Origin of the sequence: Pedobacter montanisoli, assembly GCF_022809115.1 — a bacterium.
Classification (GTDB): Bacteria; Bacteroidota; Bacteroidia; order Sphingobacteriales; family Sphingobacteriaceae; genus Pedobacter; species Pedobacter montanisoli.
Window position 1 is genome coordinate 1,296,772 of the sequence record NZ_JALGBH010000002.1, and the last position, 18,296, is coordinate 1,315,067.

Genomic DNA, 18,296 nt, shown 5'->3' on the forward strand with positions numbered 1-18,296 from the left:
TTATTAAACATATTTATGTAATTTAAATTTGTAGTTTTAAATAGTTTTTACGCTTAATACCTATGTTGCGCACAAAACCTATAACTTGCTTAATTCTCATTCTTTTATTTTGCCTGTTTGGCAACACCTCTAAAGGACAGATCCAAAAGATCAGACAAGAATTGCATAGCTTATCTTTAGCCAAAGACAGCATTGTGATGATCAACAGCTTAAATAAGCTGGGAACACTTTACCGAAACATAAATACTGATAGCTGTTTTTATTATGGAATGCAGGCCAAACGAATAGCAACCAATTTACATTACCAGAAAGGCGCAACAGATGCAGACTTGCTACTTGCACACTCTTTTTTTAAGAGAGGACTATATGCAGAATCTTTAGACATACTTGGCAAAGTATTACCTTTTTACCAAAAGACAGATGATATAGAAAAAATCATTCGGGTACATTTAGATATGGTAGAAGTGCTGAACAAAGGCATTTCGGATAGAAAAAAGATTGTATCTCTTTTACAAAAGGCGATCGAAACCGGAACAAAACTTCAAAAAGACAGCATAATGTCTGAAGTATATATAACTTATTGTAACCGTAACCCTGATCTTTCTACAGACAGTATTAAATATTACCTCAGTAAATCTAAAGCTATTGCAAGCCGTTACAATGACGAGTACATGCTAAGCTTTAACCTGTTGTGGCAAGCACGCTTATTAATTTTGAATGGGGAAAAACAGCAAGCATTACCTCTTATCAAACAATTGATATCAAATTCGCAACGTAATGGCAACCCAAATATAGAAATTAACTCACTCTTCTTAATGACCGGGTATTACGATAACAAGCCCAAAACAGCGCTTGATTATCTTTACCAGACTTACCATGTAGCGCAGAAAAGTGGTGACAGTTATTTGGAAATCTATATTTTAAATAATGCCTTAGAATTTGCTAAACAGTTAGGCGATAAGGATGAAATTATTAAGGTTTATGTTGAATTGGAAAAAGCCACGTCGGCAGAATGGGAAAAATCGAAAAAGTTTATCAGTGACTATGTAAAGTATAATGCTATTCAAGATGACAATAAACTGTTAAGCAAAAAAAATGAGCAGAAAACAGGTCTTCTTATAGCGTTAGGAATTTCTCTGATGGTTACCGTTTTTGCTTTGTTTAAACTATGGAACAACCGGAAAAAATTATTGAACCTGAACAAGAAAATTTGGTCTCAAAATTCCAATATGCAAAAAACGCTGAACGCATTAGAACAAAGCCAGGCCAATAATACCCGAATGATGCAAATTGTAGCACACGATTTACGCAATCCCATAGGCGGTATATATTCTATTGCTTCAATGATGCTAGATGAAGATGGACGTACAAAAGAAGACAGAGAAGGATTAGAAATGATCAAAACATCCGGAAAACTCTCTCTCGATTTGGTGAACGACTTGCTTTTGGCTCATACCAAAACGAATGAACTGGAAAAAGAACCCGTTGATCTGGGTGATCTGTTACAGTATTGTGTTGACCTTTTACGTCATAAAGCAGCATTAAAAGAACAACAAATTGACCTACAGGTTAATGTAACCATAAGTGTTCTTGCCAACCAGGAAAAACTATGGCGGGTAGTGAGCAATTTAATTGCCAATGCCATTAAATTTAGTCCTAATGGCTCATCCATTCAGGTAGCTTTACAAAAAGAAGCAGAGCATGCACTTATCTCCGTAAAAGATAATGGCATAGGCATACCGAAAGAAATAGCTTCCAAAATATTTGATATGTTTACCGATGCCAAACGAATTGGAACAGCAGGCGAGCAATCATTTGGTTTAGGATTGGCGATTTCTAAACAGCTTGTTGAGGCTCAAGGTGGAAAGCTCTGGTTTGAAAGTGAACCGGAATCTGGAACCATTTTTTATGTAGAATTACCGATAAATTAATCTTCAACAAAACTTACAATCTATAATCGATTTCATAACCTGATTAATTCGTTTTCTAATAAATATTCTCTTCTTATTTTTTGGTTCATTTTGTTCATAACCGAAATGAATAAATCATCGGCTTCTTTAGGATGAATTTCCTTTAGAATTTTAGCTTTTACCAAAGAAAAATAAATGTGTTCGTTAGGTAATTCTTTTTCAATTTCAGATAGAATAATTAAGGCTTTTTCTATTTCTCCAATTTTACTTAAACAAAAGCAATAGTTCAGTTTTACAATGGGTGATTGTGAAACTTTTTGCATCATTTCGTATAATTTCACAATGTCAGCCCAGTCATTTTGAGTTAATTCATTTATGGACATATACTTGCTGATGATGACCGCTTCAAGATAAAACTTACTTACTGTTTCCGGTTTTTTGAGATAATAAAAGCCTAAATTGAGCAATTCTTTATTCCATTTTTCACGGTTTTGATTGAAAAAAGAAATGAGTTTCCCATTGTCAATTTTTGCGGGAATTCTTGCAATATGAAAACAAAAAAGTGCCAATAAATTGCTTGTTGAACTCAATTTATTTTGGCTGAGCAAAAATTTTGTCAAAGCAAATGCTTCTAAACACAAATCCTCATTCACAATACTTTCTGCCTTTTCGCTAAAAAAATCAAAACCAGTATTGAAAACCGCATAAAGTATTTCTTCTACAATGGCAATGGCTTTTTGATGAGCTGTAATTGAATTTAAGTCAATTACATTGCCATTAAACTCAAGTTGTATACTTTTCTTTGTACGATTAATGCTTTTATAAATCGCTTCCTGATTAATTAAAGTACAATCAGAAATTTCAGTTATGTTTAACCCAAAAATATTTTTAAGGACAAACAGTATTTTGGCTTGATTTGAAATATTTTCTAAAGTAGAAATGAATATGATCGTTTGAAGCCGTAAATCGATTTCGATATTGCCTGTTGAATTATCCTCAATATATTCTACCGAGAAACTATTGTTTTCTCTTTGCTTAATTTGGTTCAATACATCATTACGAGCCACAATGAAAAGCCAGTTTTCTTTATTGTTCGGAATGTTATCTTGTTTCCATATTCTCAGAGATTTCAAAAACGAATTTTGAATAGCATCCTCAATTTCGGAAACGTAATTCGTCCCAAATTGATTTAATAACCCCGAAAACAGCTTTCCATATAATGCTCTGTAATTTATTTCTTCTTTTGGAAGTGAATTATTGCTCATAATCATCCATTTCCATTATCGGACGGATTTCAGTAGTTCCTCCGTAATGATGCGTAGGGCATTCTTTAGCCAATTCTACAATCGTTTCCAAATTATCCGCTTGTAGCAAATAATATCCACCAATAATTTCTTTGGATTCCAAATAAGGGCCGTCTTTAACAACAGCATCTTTTCCTGTAATGAGAATACTTTTTTCGTTTAATCCGTCTCCTGAGATCAGATGGCCCGCCTCAGCTAATTTATTTGCCCAATTCATATGGACATGAGCCAATTCCTCCATTTCTTTTGGAGATAATTCGTTTAGTTTTTTAATGTCTTCGTGAAGTAATAATAAGAACTGTTTCATTGTAAATTGTTTTTTAATTTTAGCAAAGACATTTAGAAGTCTCAATTTTGGACATTTTTTCTTTTTTTTGGAGTATTATAAAACTTTGTGTTAGCGGTATGTTCGTCAACTTACTCAATTGAAAAGAATTAGCTTTAACAGGTCCCTTAAATTTCCCAAACTAATTTCATTAAATAAAATATAAAAAAGCATAAATGGGTACCATAACTAGGCAATAATAACTTATTATCGTTAAATAGTAAATACAAAAAGATACCTAACTAAAACTCATTAAAATTAAGCTCTTTCTACCATACAGTTATAACACCCTGGTTTAGCATTGTGAATATGGATATAATCTATGTCTTCGTTTTCAAAAGTTTGAATTATTTTTTCCCTAAGATTTTGGCCTTCAATTACAGAAGCATTCTTCATAATTCCATTCTTATCATATCCACGTAACGAAAGTAGCCGGTGATCAAACATTTTTGGTACCTCGTTGATATCCAAATTTGCAGTTTTACCTACTTTCCTTATAAATATTGGCCCACTTGCTCTATAGGGCGAATTTATTTTATAATATTGGTAAGGCAACAGAATAACTTCTTCTCCAAGTTCTGCGTCTTGTAAACTTACTCTACAAGGAAATCCGGGAAACTTGTCTACAATTATTCTTTTCGCGTTGATTTTTGCTAACTCTAAATTGTCCAACTCAAAAATGTGGGCAAATTCCATGTCATCTAATGATTTTAATCTAAAATTCATTGTTATGTTTTTTTAGTAAAAATCAATGAATTAAGGTTATTGTCCAATCTGAATCTTGCTATGTTTAGTGATGTTTGGCATTACTACTCATCGTTTGGAGTTTGAACTTTCAAATGTAACAACACGTGGTTTTATCTATATGTTAGGCACCTCGAGTATTAAAATTTAATCCTTAGATAAATAATAATAATAATAATAGTTTTTTATTGATCAGAGAATAATGCTTTAAAAAAGACAAAGCCACTGATTTTATCAGTGGCTTTTGTCGGGATGGCAGGATTCGAACCTGCGGCCTCCACATCCCAAATGTGGCGCGATACCGGGCTACGCTACATCCCGAAAAGGTTTTACCTCTGCGGAGAGGGCGGGATTCGAACCCGCGGTACCGTTACCAGTACGACAGTTTAGCAAACTGTTCCTTTCGGCCTCTCAGGCACCTCTCCTTTCGATCGGCGTTGCTGCGTTTCGAGGTTGCAAATATAGCAATTCATTAATGTTTGCAAAAAAAAATTACACCTTTTGTAAATAATCTACCCGCACATGATAGATACTCATTAACATCGTCTTGAAAATCAACTTAATAGTTTCTAAATCTTTTAAGGTTAAATCGCAATTATCTAATTGATTTTGCTCCAATTTATAATCAATAATACGTTCAACCAGTAAATTTATACTCTCCGCATCCGGATTTTTAAGACTTCTTGATGCTGCTTCTACCGAATCTGCCAGCATCAGCACACCTGTTTCTTTAGAAAAAGGTATAGGTCCCGGATACCTGAAAATATTCTCGTCGATAAATTTTTCGGGAGAGTTCTTTAAAAAAGACTGGTAAAAATAATCTACCCGGGTATTACCGTGATGCGTTCTGATAAAATCGATCACAGATTCAGGTAATTTATGCTTGCGTGTAATTTCTATGCCCTTATGCACATGCCTGATAATAATCTGGGCACTCTGTTCATAAGGTAATTTATCATGCGGACTTACCCCTGTACTTTGGTTTTCAATAAAATACTGCGGATTTTCCATTTTACCAATATCATGGTATAAAGCCCCTGCCCTAACCAGCAAAGCATTTCCCCCGATTTTAAAAATAGCCGCCTCGGCCAAATTGGCTACCTGCAACGAATGCTGAAAAGTACCCGGAGCTTTAAAAGCCAACTCACGCAACAGTTTATTGTTGGTATTGGTAAGCTCTACTAGCGCCACGTCTGAAGTGATACCAAACACTCGCTCAAAAGCATAAATTAAAGGATAAGCCAATAACGACAACAATACACTAAATACAAAAGGCAGGAAGTTAGACCATTCTATCTGGCTAAAAGAACCCTCTCTTAGTAAGTGAATACCTACAAAGGCCACAAAATAAGATACCAGAATATAAGATGCCGAAATCAGCAATTGCTCACGACGCACCAAATACCTTATACTATAAATGGCTACCATACCTGCGGTAGTCTGGTAAAAAACAAATTCAAAACTATTGGGCACAAAAAAGCCGGCAATTAAAATAACCAGCAAATGCAGGTTAAGTGCCAAACGCGTATCAAAAAGTATTCTGATAATGATCGGAACAATAGAGAATGGCAGAAGATACAGGTTGGAAATATTAAATTTTAATGCCCAGGTTAATACCACCAACATGGTAGTTACCACCAGTAACAGCAGCGATAACTGACGGTTATCGGCAAAAATATCTTTCCTGAAAAGGAAAAGGAAAATCATCAGTAAGGCAATGATAAAGCCTACTAAAAAAATCTGGCCTAAATATACCAGGCTGCCATTGCCAACGGTTTTGGTCTGCGCTTCATAATTTTCCCTAAAAGAAACCAGTTTCTGAAAAGCATCATCGTTAACCAAACTATCTTTTGCAATGATCATTTCACCTTTTTCTACCATGCCTCTGGTGGTAGAAATACTGTTTAACGTAGATTTCTGAACCTCTGCGGTTAAACGCTCATCAAAAAATATATTGGGTTTTAAATGGCTTTCTAAGAGGTCTAACACCAGATTTTTGGCATTAACATCCTGTGTTTTGTAATTATCTTTAAAAAAGTCGAGGGCCTTTTCTGCCGTAAACACATCCTCTACATTTATTGTCCTGGCAACATTATCATGGATCAGCGAGAAATCATAGTTTTTTTCATTCTTCTGGTGCTTCACATTAATGCTAATGATACCTTTGGTATAAACGATCTTTAAAAGATTTTGGGCATTGTTTTTTGCTCTTTCTTTTTCATGCTCATTCAATCCAGCGGATTTCCATTTGATATCAAACTCGTTTAAAAAAGCCTCATCCTGTGCCTTAAATACATCATCTTCGTACTTGTATATAGGCAACACATTGTTCAAAGCTGTTTTCTTATCGGCATCTACCTGCTTAGGTGTTTTTAAAATGGCAAAACTAAAAGGAGAAACCAGGTCTTTATTGAGCCATACCTTTCCCTTCTCAAATTCATACCTGAATTTAGGCTGTTTAGGCAGTACAAGTGTGATGATCAGCACACTCAATACCATCAAAACATACTTCACATTAGAAGAATATTTACGGTATAAAATTTTATGCGAATTCTTATTGATCTTTGCCAAGGTTAAGAGATTTAGCTTTTAATATAATTCAAAATTAATAATTTTAGCTTATAACTTTTACCACAAGCCTTTTAACTTTAGTTCTAAAGCCCTTATTGTAAATTTATCTACTGTACTTTTTACGAATTTCTATCTTGGCTTTTTGCCGTTCCAAATAAGCATCTGCAATGATTTCTGCCGAACTTTTATCTTCGGTATTTTCCAGTAAAGCTTTAAGCTTATACTGATCTACATCTGCTCTGTACAATATTTGCAGTAATTTATTGAAATTGTCTTCTACAAGGTATTCAAAAACCTTGATCAGTGCAGCCCTCAATTGAGCTTCAGAGTAACTATTATCTACCTCAAAATCGTTTGAAACGATACTTATCAACGCCTTAATGTCGCTCATCTCATTTCCTGACAAAGTTCAATCAATACGCCGTTTGTATTTTTAGGATGAACAAAGCAGATCAGCTTATTGTCTGCTCCTTTTTTGGGCTGCTCGTTAAGTAATATAAAACCTTCATTTCTTAAACGCTCCATTTCGGCATGTATATCATCTACATCAAAAGCAATATGATGTATGCCCTCTCCTTTCTTATCTATAAACTTAGCAATTACCCCATCTGGTTCTGTGCTGGCCAGCAACTCTATCTTATTAGGTCCGTTTAGAAAAAAGGCAGTATCTACATGTTCACTGGCTACAGTCTCGGTTTTGTAACAAGGCGTATTTAAAAGCTTTTCATAAAGTTTTATACTTTCACCTAAGTTACGTACGGCAATGCCTATGTGTTCTATCTTGTTCATTAAACTAAAGGTTATTACAATGTAAAAATGCATCATTTATCTATATGTTCATAGGTATTATTTATAATAGTTGGAAAAGTTTTTTCGTATCTTTGTGTACGATTTAAAGAATTAGAGATAATGGAACTTCCAATTTACTTAGATAACAATGCCACTACCCCATTAGATCCGAGGGTATTAGAAGCTATGCTTCCATATTTTACCAACAAATTTGGTAATGCAGCCAGCAGAAACCATGCTTTTGGATGGGTAGCAGAAGAAGCTGTAGATTATGCCCGCGAACAGGTAGCTAAATTGATTGGTTGTACAGATAAAGAGATTATTTTTACATCGGGCGCAACCGAAGCTGATAATTTAGCCATTAAAGGCGTTTTTGAAATGTACGCCGATAAAGGTAATCATATTATTACTGCAACTACCGAGCATAAAGCTGTACTTGATACCTGCAAACACCTTGAAAAATTAGGTGCTAAGATAACCTACTTAAACGTTAAAGAAGATGGGTTAATTGATCTGCAGGAATTAGAAGCTGCTATGACTCCTGAAACCATCCTTGTTTCGATCATGTATGGTAATAATGAGATTGGCGTAGTTCAGCCCGTTAAAGAAATTTCGGCAATTGCACATAAACACGGTGCCTTATTCATGACAGATGCTACACAAGCTGTAGGTAAAATCCCTGTTGATGTAAATGCAGATGGTATTGACTTAATGGCTTTCAGTGCACATAAAATGTACGGCCCTAAAGGAATTGGTGCTTTATATGTACGCAGAAAAGGACCAAGAGTTAAAGTAACTGCACAAATGGACGGCGGTGGTCATGAGCGTGGTATGCGTTCAGGAACTTTAAACGTACCGGGTATTGTTGGTTTTGGTAAAGCCTGCGAATTGTGCCGTTTAGAAATGGACGAAGAAGCTAAACGCTTATCTGCTTTACGTGATAAACTTGAAAATGCTTTATTAGGCCTTGAAGAAAGCTATGTAAATGGTAACAAAGAACACCGTTTACCACACGTAGCCAACATCTCTTTTAAATATGTGGAAGGTGAAGGTTTAATGATGGCGATGAAAGATTTAGCAGTATCTTCAGGTTCGGCCTGTACTTCTGCCTCTTTAGAGCCTTCATATGTATTAAAATCATTAGGCTTATCTGATGATTTGGCACACTCTTCGATACGTTTTGGTTTAGGCAGATTTACTACTGAAGAAGAAGTAGATTATGCTATAGAAAATACCAGAAATGCAGTAAACCATCTTAGAGACCTTTCTCCACTTTGGGAAATGTTCAAAGAGGGAATTGACCTGAGTAAAATTGAGTGGGCAGAACACTAAGACGAATAACGATTGTAGATTTACGAATTTCGATTTGAAATAAACAATCATTGAATAAATTAAGAATATCATATTTACGGCAGCAGGAAATCTAAAATCGTAAATTATAAAAATCTAAAATACCATGGCATATTCAGAAAAAGTAATTGATCATTATACCAACCCCCGCAACGTTGGTACTTTAAATAAAGATTCAAAAAATGTGGGTACTGGTTTAGTTGGTGCTCCAGAGTGTGGCGACGTAATGCGTTTACAGATAGAAGTAGATGACAATAATGTAATTACCGATGCAAAATTTAAAACCTTTGGATGCGGTTCTGCAATTGCTTCTTCTTCACTGGCAACAGAATGGTTAAAAGGTAAATCAATTGATGAGGCTTTAACTATTGATAACATGGATATTGTTGAAGAACTGGCTTTACCTCCGGTAAAAATCCACTGCTCGGTATTGGCAGAAGATGCCATTAAATCGGCTATTAACGATTACCGTGTAAAAAATGGTTTGGAAGCATTAGAATTACCTAAATCGCACCATTAATTTAGATGTGAGGAATTGATTGAGATGTGAGTTTTTTAAAACCCTCCTGTCTCAAATCCCATATCTCGCATCTCAAATCTCGATACTATGATAACTATAACCGATAAAGCAAAAGATAAGATTGCACACTTAATGCAGGATGCCGATTTAGGGGCAGGCTACTTTTTACGTGTATCTGTTAAAGGTGGAGGATGTTCGGGTTTATCTTATAACCTGGATTTTGACAACGAGGAGAAAACAGGCGATCAGTTTTTTGAAGATAATGGCGTTAAGGTTGCATTAGATATGAAATCTTTCCTGTACCTAGCCGGTACTGAGCTTGATTTCAGCGATGGTCTTAACGGAAAAGGATTTAACTTTATAAACCCCAACGCAAGTCGTACTTGTGGTTGTGGTGAGAGTTTCTCTGTTTAATATATTAATAAATTATAGTATAGGCATCGTACACAACGATGCCTTTTGCTTTTTAAAGCATCTACATTTTTACCAACAAAAAGCTCTACATTTTGTATTATTAATCACAATAGTTTATCATTGTTGATTAAACCAAACCCAGTAATTTAATATGGTAGCATTTAACGAGTTTTCTACTGTTCCGTCTTTATTGCGTAATGTTGTAAAAAATATCCACCAACCCGAAGAAACCTTTTTAATCCATAAGAAAGGTGCAGAATGGGAAGAAATATCTTTTGCTACAACATTAGCCAGAGCCGATGCTGTTTCTACTTTCTTTTTAGAAAAAGGCATTGCAAAAGGCGACAGGCTTGGGCTAATGATAGAAAACTCTCCTGAATATGTTTATTACGATCAGGGTATCCAGCAGATCGGGGTAATCAATGTTTCCATTTACCCTACCCTTTCTGAACAGGAAGTGGCTTATATCGTTAACGATTCGGGTATTAAAGCTATACTTGTGGGTAATCCTTTCTTGTATAGAAAAATATTAAAGATTGCCGATAATTGTGCTGAGCTTAAATACATTATACCCACCTTTTCCGATTATGGAAAAATAGTTGTTCCTGATGATGTAAAAGCTGAAATCATTCCCTACCAATATATATTAGACACTACAGTTACACCTGAGCATATTGCCAAAATAGACCAGCGCAGAGCTGAAGTATTACCTCATGATGTTTCGTCTTTAATTTACACTTCGGGCACAACAGGAACGCCTAAGGGTGTAATGTTAACCCATTATAACTTTGTAGAGAATGTTAAGGTTTGCCTGCAACAGATTCCTGTGATAGACGAAACTGAAACATTCCTTTCATTTTTGCCTTTATCGCACGTGTTTGAACGTACAGCAACCTATCATGTTTGCTGTGCCCAAGGCTGTAAAATTGCTTTTGCGCAAAGTTTAGAACTACTGGCCAAGAATATGGGCGAAGTAAGACCTACAGTAATGAGCTGTGTACCCCGTTTACTGGAACGCATACACGATAAGGCCATAAAATCGGGTACGGCTGCAGGCGGCGTAAAAGCCAAAATATTTAACTGGGCATTAAAAATCGGTAATAGTTACCGTATCGCTAAAGAAACTGGAAAAACACCGGGCATTATCCTGAGCGCAGAAAAGGCCATTGCAGAAAAACTTGTTTTCAGCAAGATCAAAGAAAAAACAGGCGGACGCTTAAAATTTATGATATCAGGCGGTGCAGCATTACCTAAAAATGTGGGTGAGTTCTTTGGCGACTTGGGTATTAAAATATTAGAAGGTTTTGGTTTAACAGAAACTTCTCCGGTAATGTCGGTAACTGAATACCACAGACAGGTATATGGAACGGTGGGCCGTGTAATTCCGGGCATAGAAATCGGCATTCAGAACGTTGAGGATAAGAAAATGGTTACCATACAAACACATGAAACTTTCAATGAGAATTTTGAATGTGAAGAAGGGGAAATCATTGTGCGTGGACATTGTGTAATGAAAGGTTATTTTAACAAACCTGCTGAAACAGCCGAAGCCATTGATAAAGATAAATGGTTTCACACCGGCGATATAGGACGTTTCTATAAAGGTAATCTGCAAATTACAGATAGACTTAAGAACATGATTGTAAATGCTTATGGAAAGAACGTTTACCCTACTCCTGTTGAGAACACTTATCTAAAAAGCCCGAAAATAGATCAGTTGTTCTTAATCGGCGATAAAAAGGAATACATTACTGCTATTATCATCCCTAATAAAGAAACTTTACAGGAAACCTTCAATTTAAAAGAAGACTTCTTTCAGAAGCCTGATGATTTTATAGAGGATAAGGAAATTAATGATTGGATGGCTATCGATATCAAGAAAATATCAAATGAATTGGCCAAATTTGAACGAATCAAGAACTTTAAGATCAAACGTAATCCATTCAGTATAGAAGAAGGTGAAATTACACCAACCTTAAAAGTTAAACGCCGTGTGGTAGAGAAAAAATACGCTCAGGCCATAAATGAAATGTACCAGGAAGAAGTAGAAGCTGATTAAGTCATGCTTCTGCTTTCATAAAAAGAGTTTACTTAAAAAATCAGGAAATATGCTTTCAGGTATTTTCCTGATTTTTTTATCAGTTAAAATCTACTTTCTGAAGAACGCATGTTTTGTTACCAATCGTAAAATTGAGCGATTTTAAAACAGCTCCGTCATTATCTTTAATCTCTATCTTATGATTGCCCGATGCTATACTTGAAATGATATAATTATTCATGGTTTTATCGGGTTTATTCAGATCATCACAATCTGAAATATGATTAGCTCTTCCGGGTTTTACCGTAAAAACTTCTTTAAATTCATCATCAATAAAGATATTTAATTGCAGAGCAGATTGTTTTGCATTATTAATAGCTAGCGCATAAGAGCCCACTCCTTCGACAGTCTCGTTTTTCTCGCAGCTAAAAAATAAAAAAATGGCCAAGGCCAGAATTATAGAGCAGTTATTTTTCTTGATCATGCTTATTTTGGTCGGGCTACAAAAATGATGATTTAAAATGGCTAAAAAAATACCTAATAGTCGGTAATTACTTAGATTACTCACAATTCACAACTGTACCGGGCGACTGATAAATGGTTGGAGAGAGAAAAGGTATACCTAAATTTGCTGAGCGCAAAATGAAAAGAATACCTATAAACACTGTAAACCAAGGGATAAGCTTATTGGTATTAACTTTTATATATCTTTTAAGATACACTCCTCCCAATGAAATTGTTAACATTAAAGGTATGGTACCTAAACCAAATAACAACATAAATGTTACCGAATGTTGCACATCTGGGGTATTGATTGCGGTAGCCAAGGCCAGATACACCATACCGCAAGGAATTAATCCATTTAACATTCCGGCAAAAAATCCCCATAAAGGCAAGCGGTAAACCAACGACATAAATCGACTGATTGGCGAAACGATCTTTAACTGCCAGCTGCTTAACTTATGGTTATACTTTCCACTTAATTGCAACAATACAAAAGCAATAAGCGTAATACCAATTACTAAACTCAATGTATCCTGACTAATGATAAGTTTAAGCGTATTGCCCAGAATACCTGCAAATAAGCCTAAAAACATATACGTCAAAACTCTGCCCAACTGATAAGATAACATCTGTAATGCCGCTTTCCAATGGGTTTTGTTTTGCACAGGAAGGCCAAGTACAATTGGTCCGCACATAACGGCACAATGTAAACTCCCTAAAAATCCCATTAAAAAAGCAAGCGATAAATAACTCACAGTGTTATATCTTTTTTGTACAAATAAGGCTTATCATTAGATTTCCATTCCAATGAAAGCAACCACAAACCCGGAGACATCTTTGTTTTATCAATTAAGATAATATTGTGGTCTCCAACGGGAGTACCCTCTTGGTTAATATCTTCTCTAGCTGCCGAAGGTCTTAATATTTTTAATTTATAATTGCTGGCAGCTTCTTTTAACTGTATAATGATCTGCGTACTCGTAATCTCTATCTTAGGAACAAAATTATCATCCAAAGTGTTCTTCTGTGCATCATATTCTTGATCATAATTGATTCCCTTTTCGTAGTAATCTTTTTCTACCAAAGCATCATCATCGTTAACTTTAAACATATATACTACCATGCTCACAATAAAGAGCATAAATGCGATCATGCTTAAAATTATTTTTGTTCCCCAGTTCATCCTGAATTATAATTTAATGTATTATTAAGGCTGCGAGAAGAAAGTAGTCGTAGCTGTACTTAGCACTTTATGATCTGCTTTCACCTCAAAATCAACTTCTGTTTTATATTTACTTATCTTTTTAGGATCCTTGATCAAAAAGAAGGTAAGGTTAACCGTACTTTCTTTAGGCAATACATCTGTACCTCTGATGATCTGTATCTGGTCATCGGCATTAGTAGATTTAAACTCAAACACAATGTCTTTATTGGTCTTGTTAATTAACTCTGCATTATACAAGTTACTTATAGAACCATCAGGTCTTATCTGATACAAAGTACCGCTTGCTCTTAAAACCGTAGTCTGCACATCCTGTCTTTTATAGATTAATGATGAAAACACCAAGATTACTACAACAAGTACCACTGCATAACCATATGCTCTAAGTCCAAGTTTAAATGGTTTTCTGGTATTGATATAATCCTGGTTATAAAAACCGATTAAATTTTCAGAGCGGTTAATTTTTAACATTACATCATTACAGACATCTATACAAGCTGTACAGTTTACACATTCTAATTGCGTTCCATTTCTGATATCTATACCTGTAGGACATACTTGTACACACAAGCCGCAATCTACACAGTCTCCTTTTTGTTCTTGTACGCCTTTGTGTACTTTTCCTCTTGGTTCACCTCTGGTAACATCGTATGCTACAATCAGGCTTTTGTTGTCTAATAAAACGCCCTGTAAACGTCCATAAGGGCAAATTACCGTGCAAACAACCTCTCTTACATAAGAGAAAACCATATAAAATACGAATGTAAAAATCCATATCGATGCAAAACCTACCCAATGCTCGCTAACAGGTTCAGAAATGATCTTATATAAAGCATCTGAACTGATGAGATATGCCAAAAAAGTATTGGCGATGAAAAACGATATGAGCAGAAAAATCAGGTGCTTTGTTCCCTTTTTAAAGATTTTTTCTGTATTCCAGGGTTGGGCATCTAGTTTTCTCTGTTGGTTCGCATCACCTTCTATCCAATATTCTATACGCCTGAACACCATTTCCATAAAAATGGTTTGCGGACAGGCCCAACCACACCATAAACGCCCCAATATTACCGTAAAACAAACGATAAAAAGAATGAAGATGAGCATGGCCAATGCAAAAAGGTAGAAATCCTGAGGTGTAAATATGAGCCCGAAAAAAACAAACTTACGTTCCAGAAAATTGAGCAATACCAGTTGCTCGCCTTTAAATTTTACAAAAGGCGAGGCAAATAAAAATAAAAGCAGAATGTAACTAACCCATTTACGCTGTGTATATAATTTACCCGATGGTTTCTTAGGGTAAATAAAGTTTCTCCCTTTATTTCTGGTATGTTTCTCTTTGGCTTTCAAAACAACTAATTTTTAGGGTCAGGCTCTGCTGTTGCTTCCTGTTCAGGTTCATATTTTACACCTTGTGGTGCTTTGGCATTAGCAGGCTTGGTACCTTGTAATGATAAAATATAATTGGCTACAGCACTGATATTAGCCGAACTCATATTTTTCTCCCAGCTTACCATTCCCTTTTCAGGAATACCGTACTTAATCGATTTAAAAATATCTTTGATGCTTCCACCATGCAACCAATACTCATCTGTTAGGTTTGGACCAACCAGGCCTTCGCCATGTTCACCATGACAGGCTACACAATTAGCATCAAATAAGCCCTTACCTACCGCAATCTGACTTTCATCTACCTTAACGGTATTTTCGTCAACACTGGTGGCCGATTTTGCCAAGAATTTACGTTTTTCTTCATCTGCCTTAGCCATTTCAGTAGCATATTCATCATCCTGTCTTTGACCATATCCGCCTACGTGATAATAATATAAATATCCGGCTGCAAAAATCAGGGTTCCATAAAACAATATATTGAACCAAGCAGGTATAGGATTATTTAGTTCTTTGATACCATCGTAACTATGAGGTATTTCTAAATCTTTTTCCTGCTCTATAGGTTTCAGACTTAAAAGCTTATCCCAAACAGATAGTGTTTTTTTCTGCTGTTTCTTCCATTCGTCATATTCTAATTTCTGAACCTTTTCAGCTATATGATAAGGTTTAGGGTTTTTCTGTTCCTCATAAATGAGCTTAAACGTTCTGTACAATATTATTGTAACCCATAAAGACAGTGCAGCAAAAATCAAAGCAACAATTACAAGTATTTCAGTAATACTCAGGCTCCAGCCTGCTGAAGCCGCTGCTTCAGGGACTTCGGCACTTGTCTGTGCAAATGCCGAAAATCCAATGAATAAAAACAATATACTAAACTTAATCCTGTTCATAAGAGTTGGTTTGAGGTTCATCTATAGGTAAATTGCGCATAACTTCTATGTGTTTTTTGCTCATCTTAAAAAGATAGATGCCCACCAGTACAAAAAACACCATGAATATTAATAATGAGGTAATTAAATACAGCTCACCTCCTGCCAGATCTTTAATTTGCTTAAACATAATTTTACTGGTTTGATGGTATAATTCCTTTATTCATTTTAATATCTGTACCCAAACGCTGTAAGTAAGCGATAAGGGCAACAATCTCACGGTCGCTTTTAACATTAATGTTATTCTGCTTCAAATCTGCCGCAATTTCTTCTGCCTGCTCTGTAAGCTTCAGATTGGCTATCTTATCAAATCCTTCTTTGTAAGGTACACCCAGGGTTTTCATAGCTCTTATTTTAGCAGCCGTGCTTGTGGTATCTAGTTTTTGTTCAATTAACCATGGATAAGAAGGCATAATACTACCCGGCGACATAGAAGTAGGATCCAGCATGTGATTATAATGCCATGCGTTTGAATATTTTCCACCTATGCGGTGTAAATCTGGCCCGGTACGTTTACTTCCCCATAAGAATGGATGATCGTAAACAAATTCACCTGCCTTACTATACTCGCCATAACGTTCTGTTTCAGAACGGAAAGGTCTTACTGTTTGCGAATGGCAGTTTACACAGCCTTCTTTGATATAAAGATCACGTCCTTGCAGTTCAAGTGGTGTATAAGGTTTAACGCTGCTTATGGTAGGTATATTTGACTTTATGGTAAAGGTTGGCATCATTTCTACCATTCCTCCTATTAAAATCACAATTAGCGAGATGACCATAAACTTCATTGGTTTACGCTCTAATACACGGTGCCATTTTTTGTCGCCCGGATCTGTTTCTGTTACAACTTTAGGTAGCGGCATAGCTTCTGCCTCTTCATTTGCTACCAGTTTACCTTTCAACATGGTTTTAGCCAAGTTATAGGTCATTACCAATGCGCCTATCAGATATAAACCACCTCCAATTGAACGTAAAACATGCATTGGAATGATTTGCAAGGTGGTTGACAAGAAGTTTGGATATTTTAATAAGCCTTCAGGTGAAAACTCTTTCCACATTAAACCTTGTGTAAAACCAGCCCAATACATTGGTATTGCATAAAACAAAATACCCAAGGTACCTATCCAGAAATGGAATGAAGCTAGTTTTTTAGAGTACAACTCTGTTTTGTACATGCGAGGGATCAACCAATATAAAATACCGAAGGTTAAAAATCCGTTCCAACCCAAAGCCCCAACATGTACGTGGGCAACTATCCAGTCGGTAAAGTGACCAATAGCATTAACTTGTTTTAAGGATAACAGAGGGCCTTCAAAAGTTGCCATACCATAAGCGGTAAGGGCAACCACCATAAATTTAAGGGTTACATCTTCACGTACTTTATCCCACGCACCTCTCAGGGTTAATAAACCATTAATCATACCTCCCCAGCTTGGTGCAATCAGCATTACCGAAAAAGCAACACCTAATGATTGCGCCCATCCCGGCAAAGAAGTATATAATAAGTGGTGCGGCCCAGCCCAGATATAAATAAAGATTAATGACCAGAAGTGTAAAATACTCAGTTTGTATGAGTACACAGGTCTGTTAGCCATTTTAGGTAAGAAATAGTACATTAAACCTAAATATGGTGTAGTTAAGAAAAAAGCCACTGCATTGTGTCCATACCACCACTGTACCAGCGCATCCTGAACCCCTGCAAAAATGTAATAACTTTTAAATAACGAAACCGGCAGCTGAAAAGAATTTACGATATGCAATACAGCTACCGTAACAAAGGTTGCGATATAAAACCATATGGCTACATATAAATGGCGCTCTCTTCGTTTGAGGATAGTACCAAACATATTGATCCCAAAAACCACCCAGATAACAGTGATGGCAATGTCAATAGGCCATTCGAGCTCTGCATACTCATGTGATGAGGTAAGTCCCAAAGGCAAAGTGATTACAGCCGAAACAATAATCAACTGCCAGCCCCAGAAATGAATTTTACTCAATACATCGCTAAACATTCTTGTTTTGAGCAAACGCTGCAAAGAGTAATAAACACCCATAAAAATGGCATTACCCACAAAGGCAAATATTACGGCATTGGTATGTAAGGGTCTAATACGTCCAAACGTGGTGTATTGATTACCTAAGTTCATACTGGGCTTGAACAACTGAATGGCTACGAGGAGCCCTACGGTCATTCCAATAATACCCCAAACCAAGGTAGCAAGTCCAAAATTGCGTACAATCTTGTTGTCGTAAGTAAATTTTTCTAGCTGCATAGTTTAATAGA

At 35.9% G+C, this 18,296-nt stretch carries 18 protein-coding genes and 2 tRNA genes; 5 read left to right on the forward strand and 15 right to left on the reverse strand.

The genetic code is table 11. From position 1 onward, the window contains the following. Positions 1 to 62: 62 nt before the first annotated feature. Positions 63 to 1,931 (forward strand): sensor histidine kinase, encoded by a 1,869-nt coding sequence (locus MMF97_RS13465; RefSeq protein ID WP_243363013.1) that lies wholly within the window; start codon positions 63 to 65, stop codon positions 1,929 to 1,931. Positions 1,932 to 1,963: 32 nt separating this feature from the next. Here the strand turns inward: MMF97_RS13465 and MMF97_RS13470 are convergent, their stop codons facing one another. From MMF97_RS13470 to mce, 8 genes are all read right to left on the reverse strand, one after another. Next, positions 1,964 to 3,175: a DUF6596 domain-containing protein gene (locus MMF97_RS13470; RefSeq protein WP_243363014.1), complete on the reverse strand. Its 1,212-nt coding sequence runs from the start codon at positions 3,173 to 3,175 to the stop codon at positions 1,964 to 1,966. Continuing rightward, positions 3,165 to 3,521, reverse strand: coding sequence for a YciI family protein (locus tag MMF97_RS13475; RefSeq protein WP_243363015.1), 357 nt, complete (start codon positions 3,519 to 3,521; stop codon positions 3,165 to 3,167). Before MMF97_RS13475 ends, MMF97_RS13470 begins: the two co-directional genes overlap by 11 nt. 276 nt (positions 3,522 to 3,797) lie before the next feature. Beyond that, positions 3,798 to 4,265 (reverse strand): DUF1203 domain-containing protein, encoded by a 468-nt coding sequence (locus tag MMF97_RS13480; RefSeq protein WP_243363017.1) that lies wholly within the window; start codon positions 4,263 to 4,265, stop codon positions 3,798 to 3,800. Positions 4,266 to 4,530: 265 nt separating this feature from the next. Further along, a tRNA-Pro gene (locus tag MMF97_RS13485) sits at positions 4,531 to 4,604 on the reverse strand. A 17-nt stretch (positions 4,605 to 4,621) separates the two neighbouring features. After that, positions 4,622 to 4,708 (reverse strand) — tRNA-Ser (locus MMF97_RS13490). A gap of 67 nt (positions 4,709 to 4,775) precedes the next feature. Further along, positions 4,776 to 6,854, reverse strand: coding sequence for an HD family phosphohydrolase (locus MMF97_RS13495; RefSeq protein ID WP_394801174.1), 2,079 nt, complete (start codon positions 6,852 to 6,854; stop codon positions 4,776 to 4,778). A 103-nt stretch (positions 6,855 to 6,957) separates the two neighbouring features. Next, positions 6,958 to 7,245, reverse strand: a complete 288-nt coding sequence (locus tag MMF97_RS13500) for a hypothetical protein (protein WP_243363018.1) — start codon at positions 7,243 to 7,245, stop codon at positions 6,958 to 6,960. Next, entirely contained in the window at positions 7,242 to 7,643 is a 402-nt protein-coding gene (gene mce / locus MMF97_RS13505) for a methylmalonyl-CoA epimerase (RefSeq protein WP_243363019.1), read from the reverse strand. Before mce ends, MMF97_RS13500 begins: the two co-directional genes overlap by 4 nt. A 120-nt stretch (positions 7,644 to 7,763) precedes the next feature. Here mce and MMF97_RS13510 point away from each other — a divergent pair, with 120 nt between their 5' ends. The 4 genes from MMF97_RS13510 to MMF97_RS13525 all read left to right on the forward strand — a co-directional run bounded on the left by MMF97_RS13510 (position 7,764) and on the right by MMF97_RS13525 (position 11,986). Further along, positions 7,764 to 8,975 (forward strand): IscS subfamily cysteine desulfurase, encoded by a 1,212-nt coding sequence (locus MMF97_RS13510; RefSeq protein ID WP_243363020.1) that lies wholly within the window; start codon positions 7,764 to 7,766, stop codon positions 8,973 to 8,975. A 124-nt stretch (positions 8,976 to 9,099) separates the two neighbouring features. Then, on the forward strand, positions 9,100 to 9,513 hold the full coding sequence (gene iscU / locus MMF97_RS13515) for a Fe-S cluster assembly scaffold IscU (protein WP_243363021.1): 414 nt from the start codon (positions 9,100 to 9,102) through the stop codon (positions 9,511 to 9,513). A gap of 87 nt (positions 9,514 to 9,600) precedes the next feature. Continuing rightward, positions 9,601 to 9,927, forward strand: coding sequence for a HesB/IscA family protein (locus MMF97_RS13520; protein ID WP_243363022.1), 327 nt, complete (start codon positions 9,601 to 9,603; stop codon positions 9,925 to 9,927). Positions 9,928 to 10,078: 151 nt separating this feature from the next. Then, positions 10,079 to 11,986, forward strand: coding sequence for an AMP-dependent synthetase/ligase (locus tag MMF97_RS13525; protein WP_243363023.1), 1,908 nt, complete (start codon positions 10,079 to 10,081; stop codon positions 11,984 to 11,986). Between the two features lie 79 nt (positions 11,987 to 12,065). On the opposite strand, the gene MMF97_RS13530 is transcribed toward MMF97_RS13525, so the two are convergent. From MMF97_RS13530 to ccoN, 7 genes are all read right to left on the reverse strand, one after another. Beyond that, complete coding sequence (locus MMF97_RS13530) at positions 12,066 to 12,449, reverse strand: hypothetical protein (RefSeq protein ID WP_243363024.1); 384 nt, start codon at positions 12,447 to 12,449, stop codon at positions 12,066 to 12,068. A gap of 76 nt (positions 12,450 to 12,525) precedes the next feature. Next, complete coding sequence (locus tag MMF97_RS13535; RefSeq protein WP_243363025.1) at positions 12,526 to 13,224, reverse strand: sulfite exporter TauE/SafE family protein; 699 nt, start codon at positions 13,222 to 13,224, stop codon at positions 12,526 to 12,528. After that, positions 13,221 to 13,652: a FixH family protein gene (locus MMF97_RS13540; RefSeq protein WP_243363027.1), complete on the reverse strand. Its 432-nt coding sequence runs from the start codon at positions 13,650 to 13,652 to the stop codon at positions 13,221 to 13,223. Before MMF97_RS13540 ends, MMF97_RS13535 begins: the two co-directional genes overlap by 4 nt. Before the next feature lie 24 nt (positions 13,653 to 13,676). Next, positions 13,677 to 15,038: a cytochrome c oxidase accessory protein CcoG gene (ccoG, locus tag MMF97_RS13545; RefSeq protein ID WP_243363029.1), complete on the reverse strand. Its 1,362-nt coding sequence runs from the start codon at positions 15,036 to 15,038 to the stop codon at positions 13,677 to 13,679. A gap of 5 nt (positions 15,039 to 15,043) precedes the next feature. After that, on the reverse strand, positions 15,044 to 15,970 hold the full coding sequence (locus tag MMF97_RS13550; RefSeq protein ID WP_243363031.1) for a cbb3-type cytochrome c oxidase N-terminal domain-containing protein: 927 nt from the start codon (positions 15,968 to 15,970) through the stop codon (positions 15,044 to 15,046). After that, on the reverse strand, positions 15,957 to 16,139 hold the full coding sequence (locus MMF97_RS13555; RefSeq protein WP_243363033.1) for a hypothetical protein: 183 nt from the start codon (positions 16,137 to 16,139) through the stop codon (positions 15,957 to 15,959). Before MMF97_RS13555 ends, MMF97_RS13550 begins: the two co-directional genes overlap by 14 nt. Positions 16,140 to 16,143: 4 nt before the next feature. Beyond that, complete coding sequence (gene ccoN, locus MMF97_RS13560) at positions 16,144 to 18,285, reverse strand: cytochrome-c oxidase, cbb3-type subunit I (RefSeq protein ID WP_243363034.1); 2,142 nt, start codon at positions 18,283 to 18,285, stop codon at positions 16,144 to 16,146. Between the last annotated feature and the right edge of the window lie 11 nt (positions 18,286 to 18,296).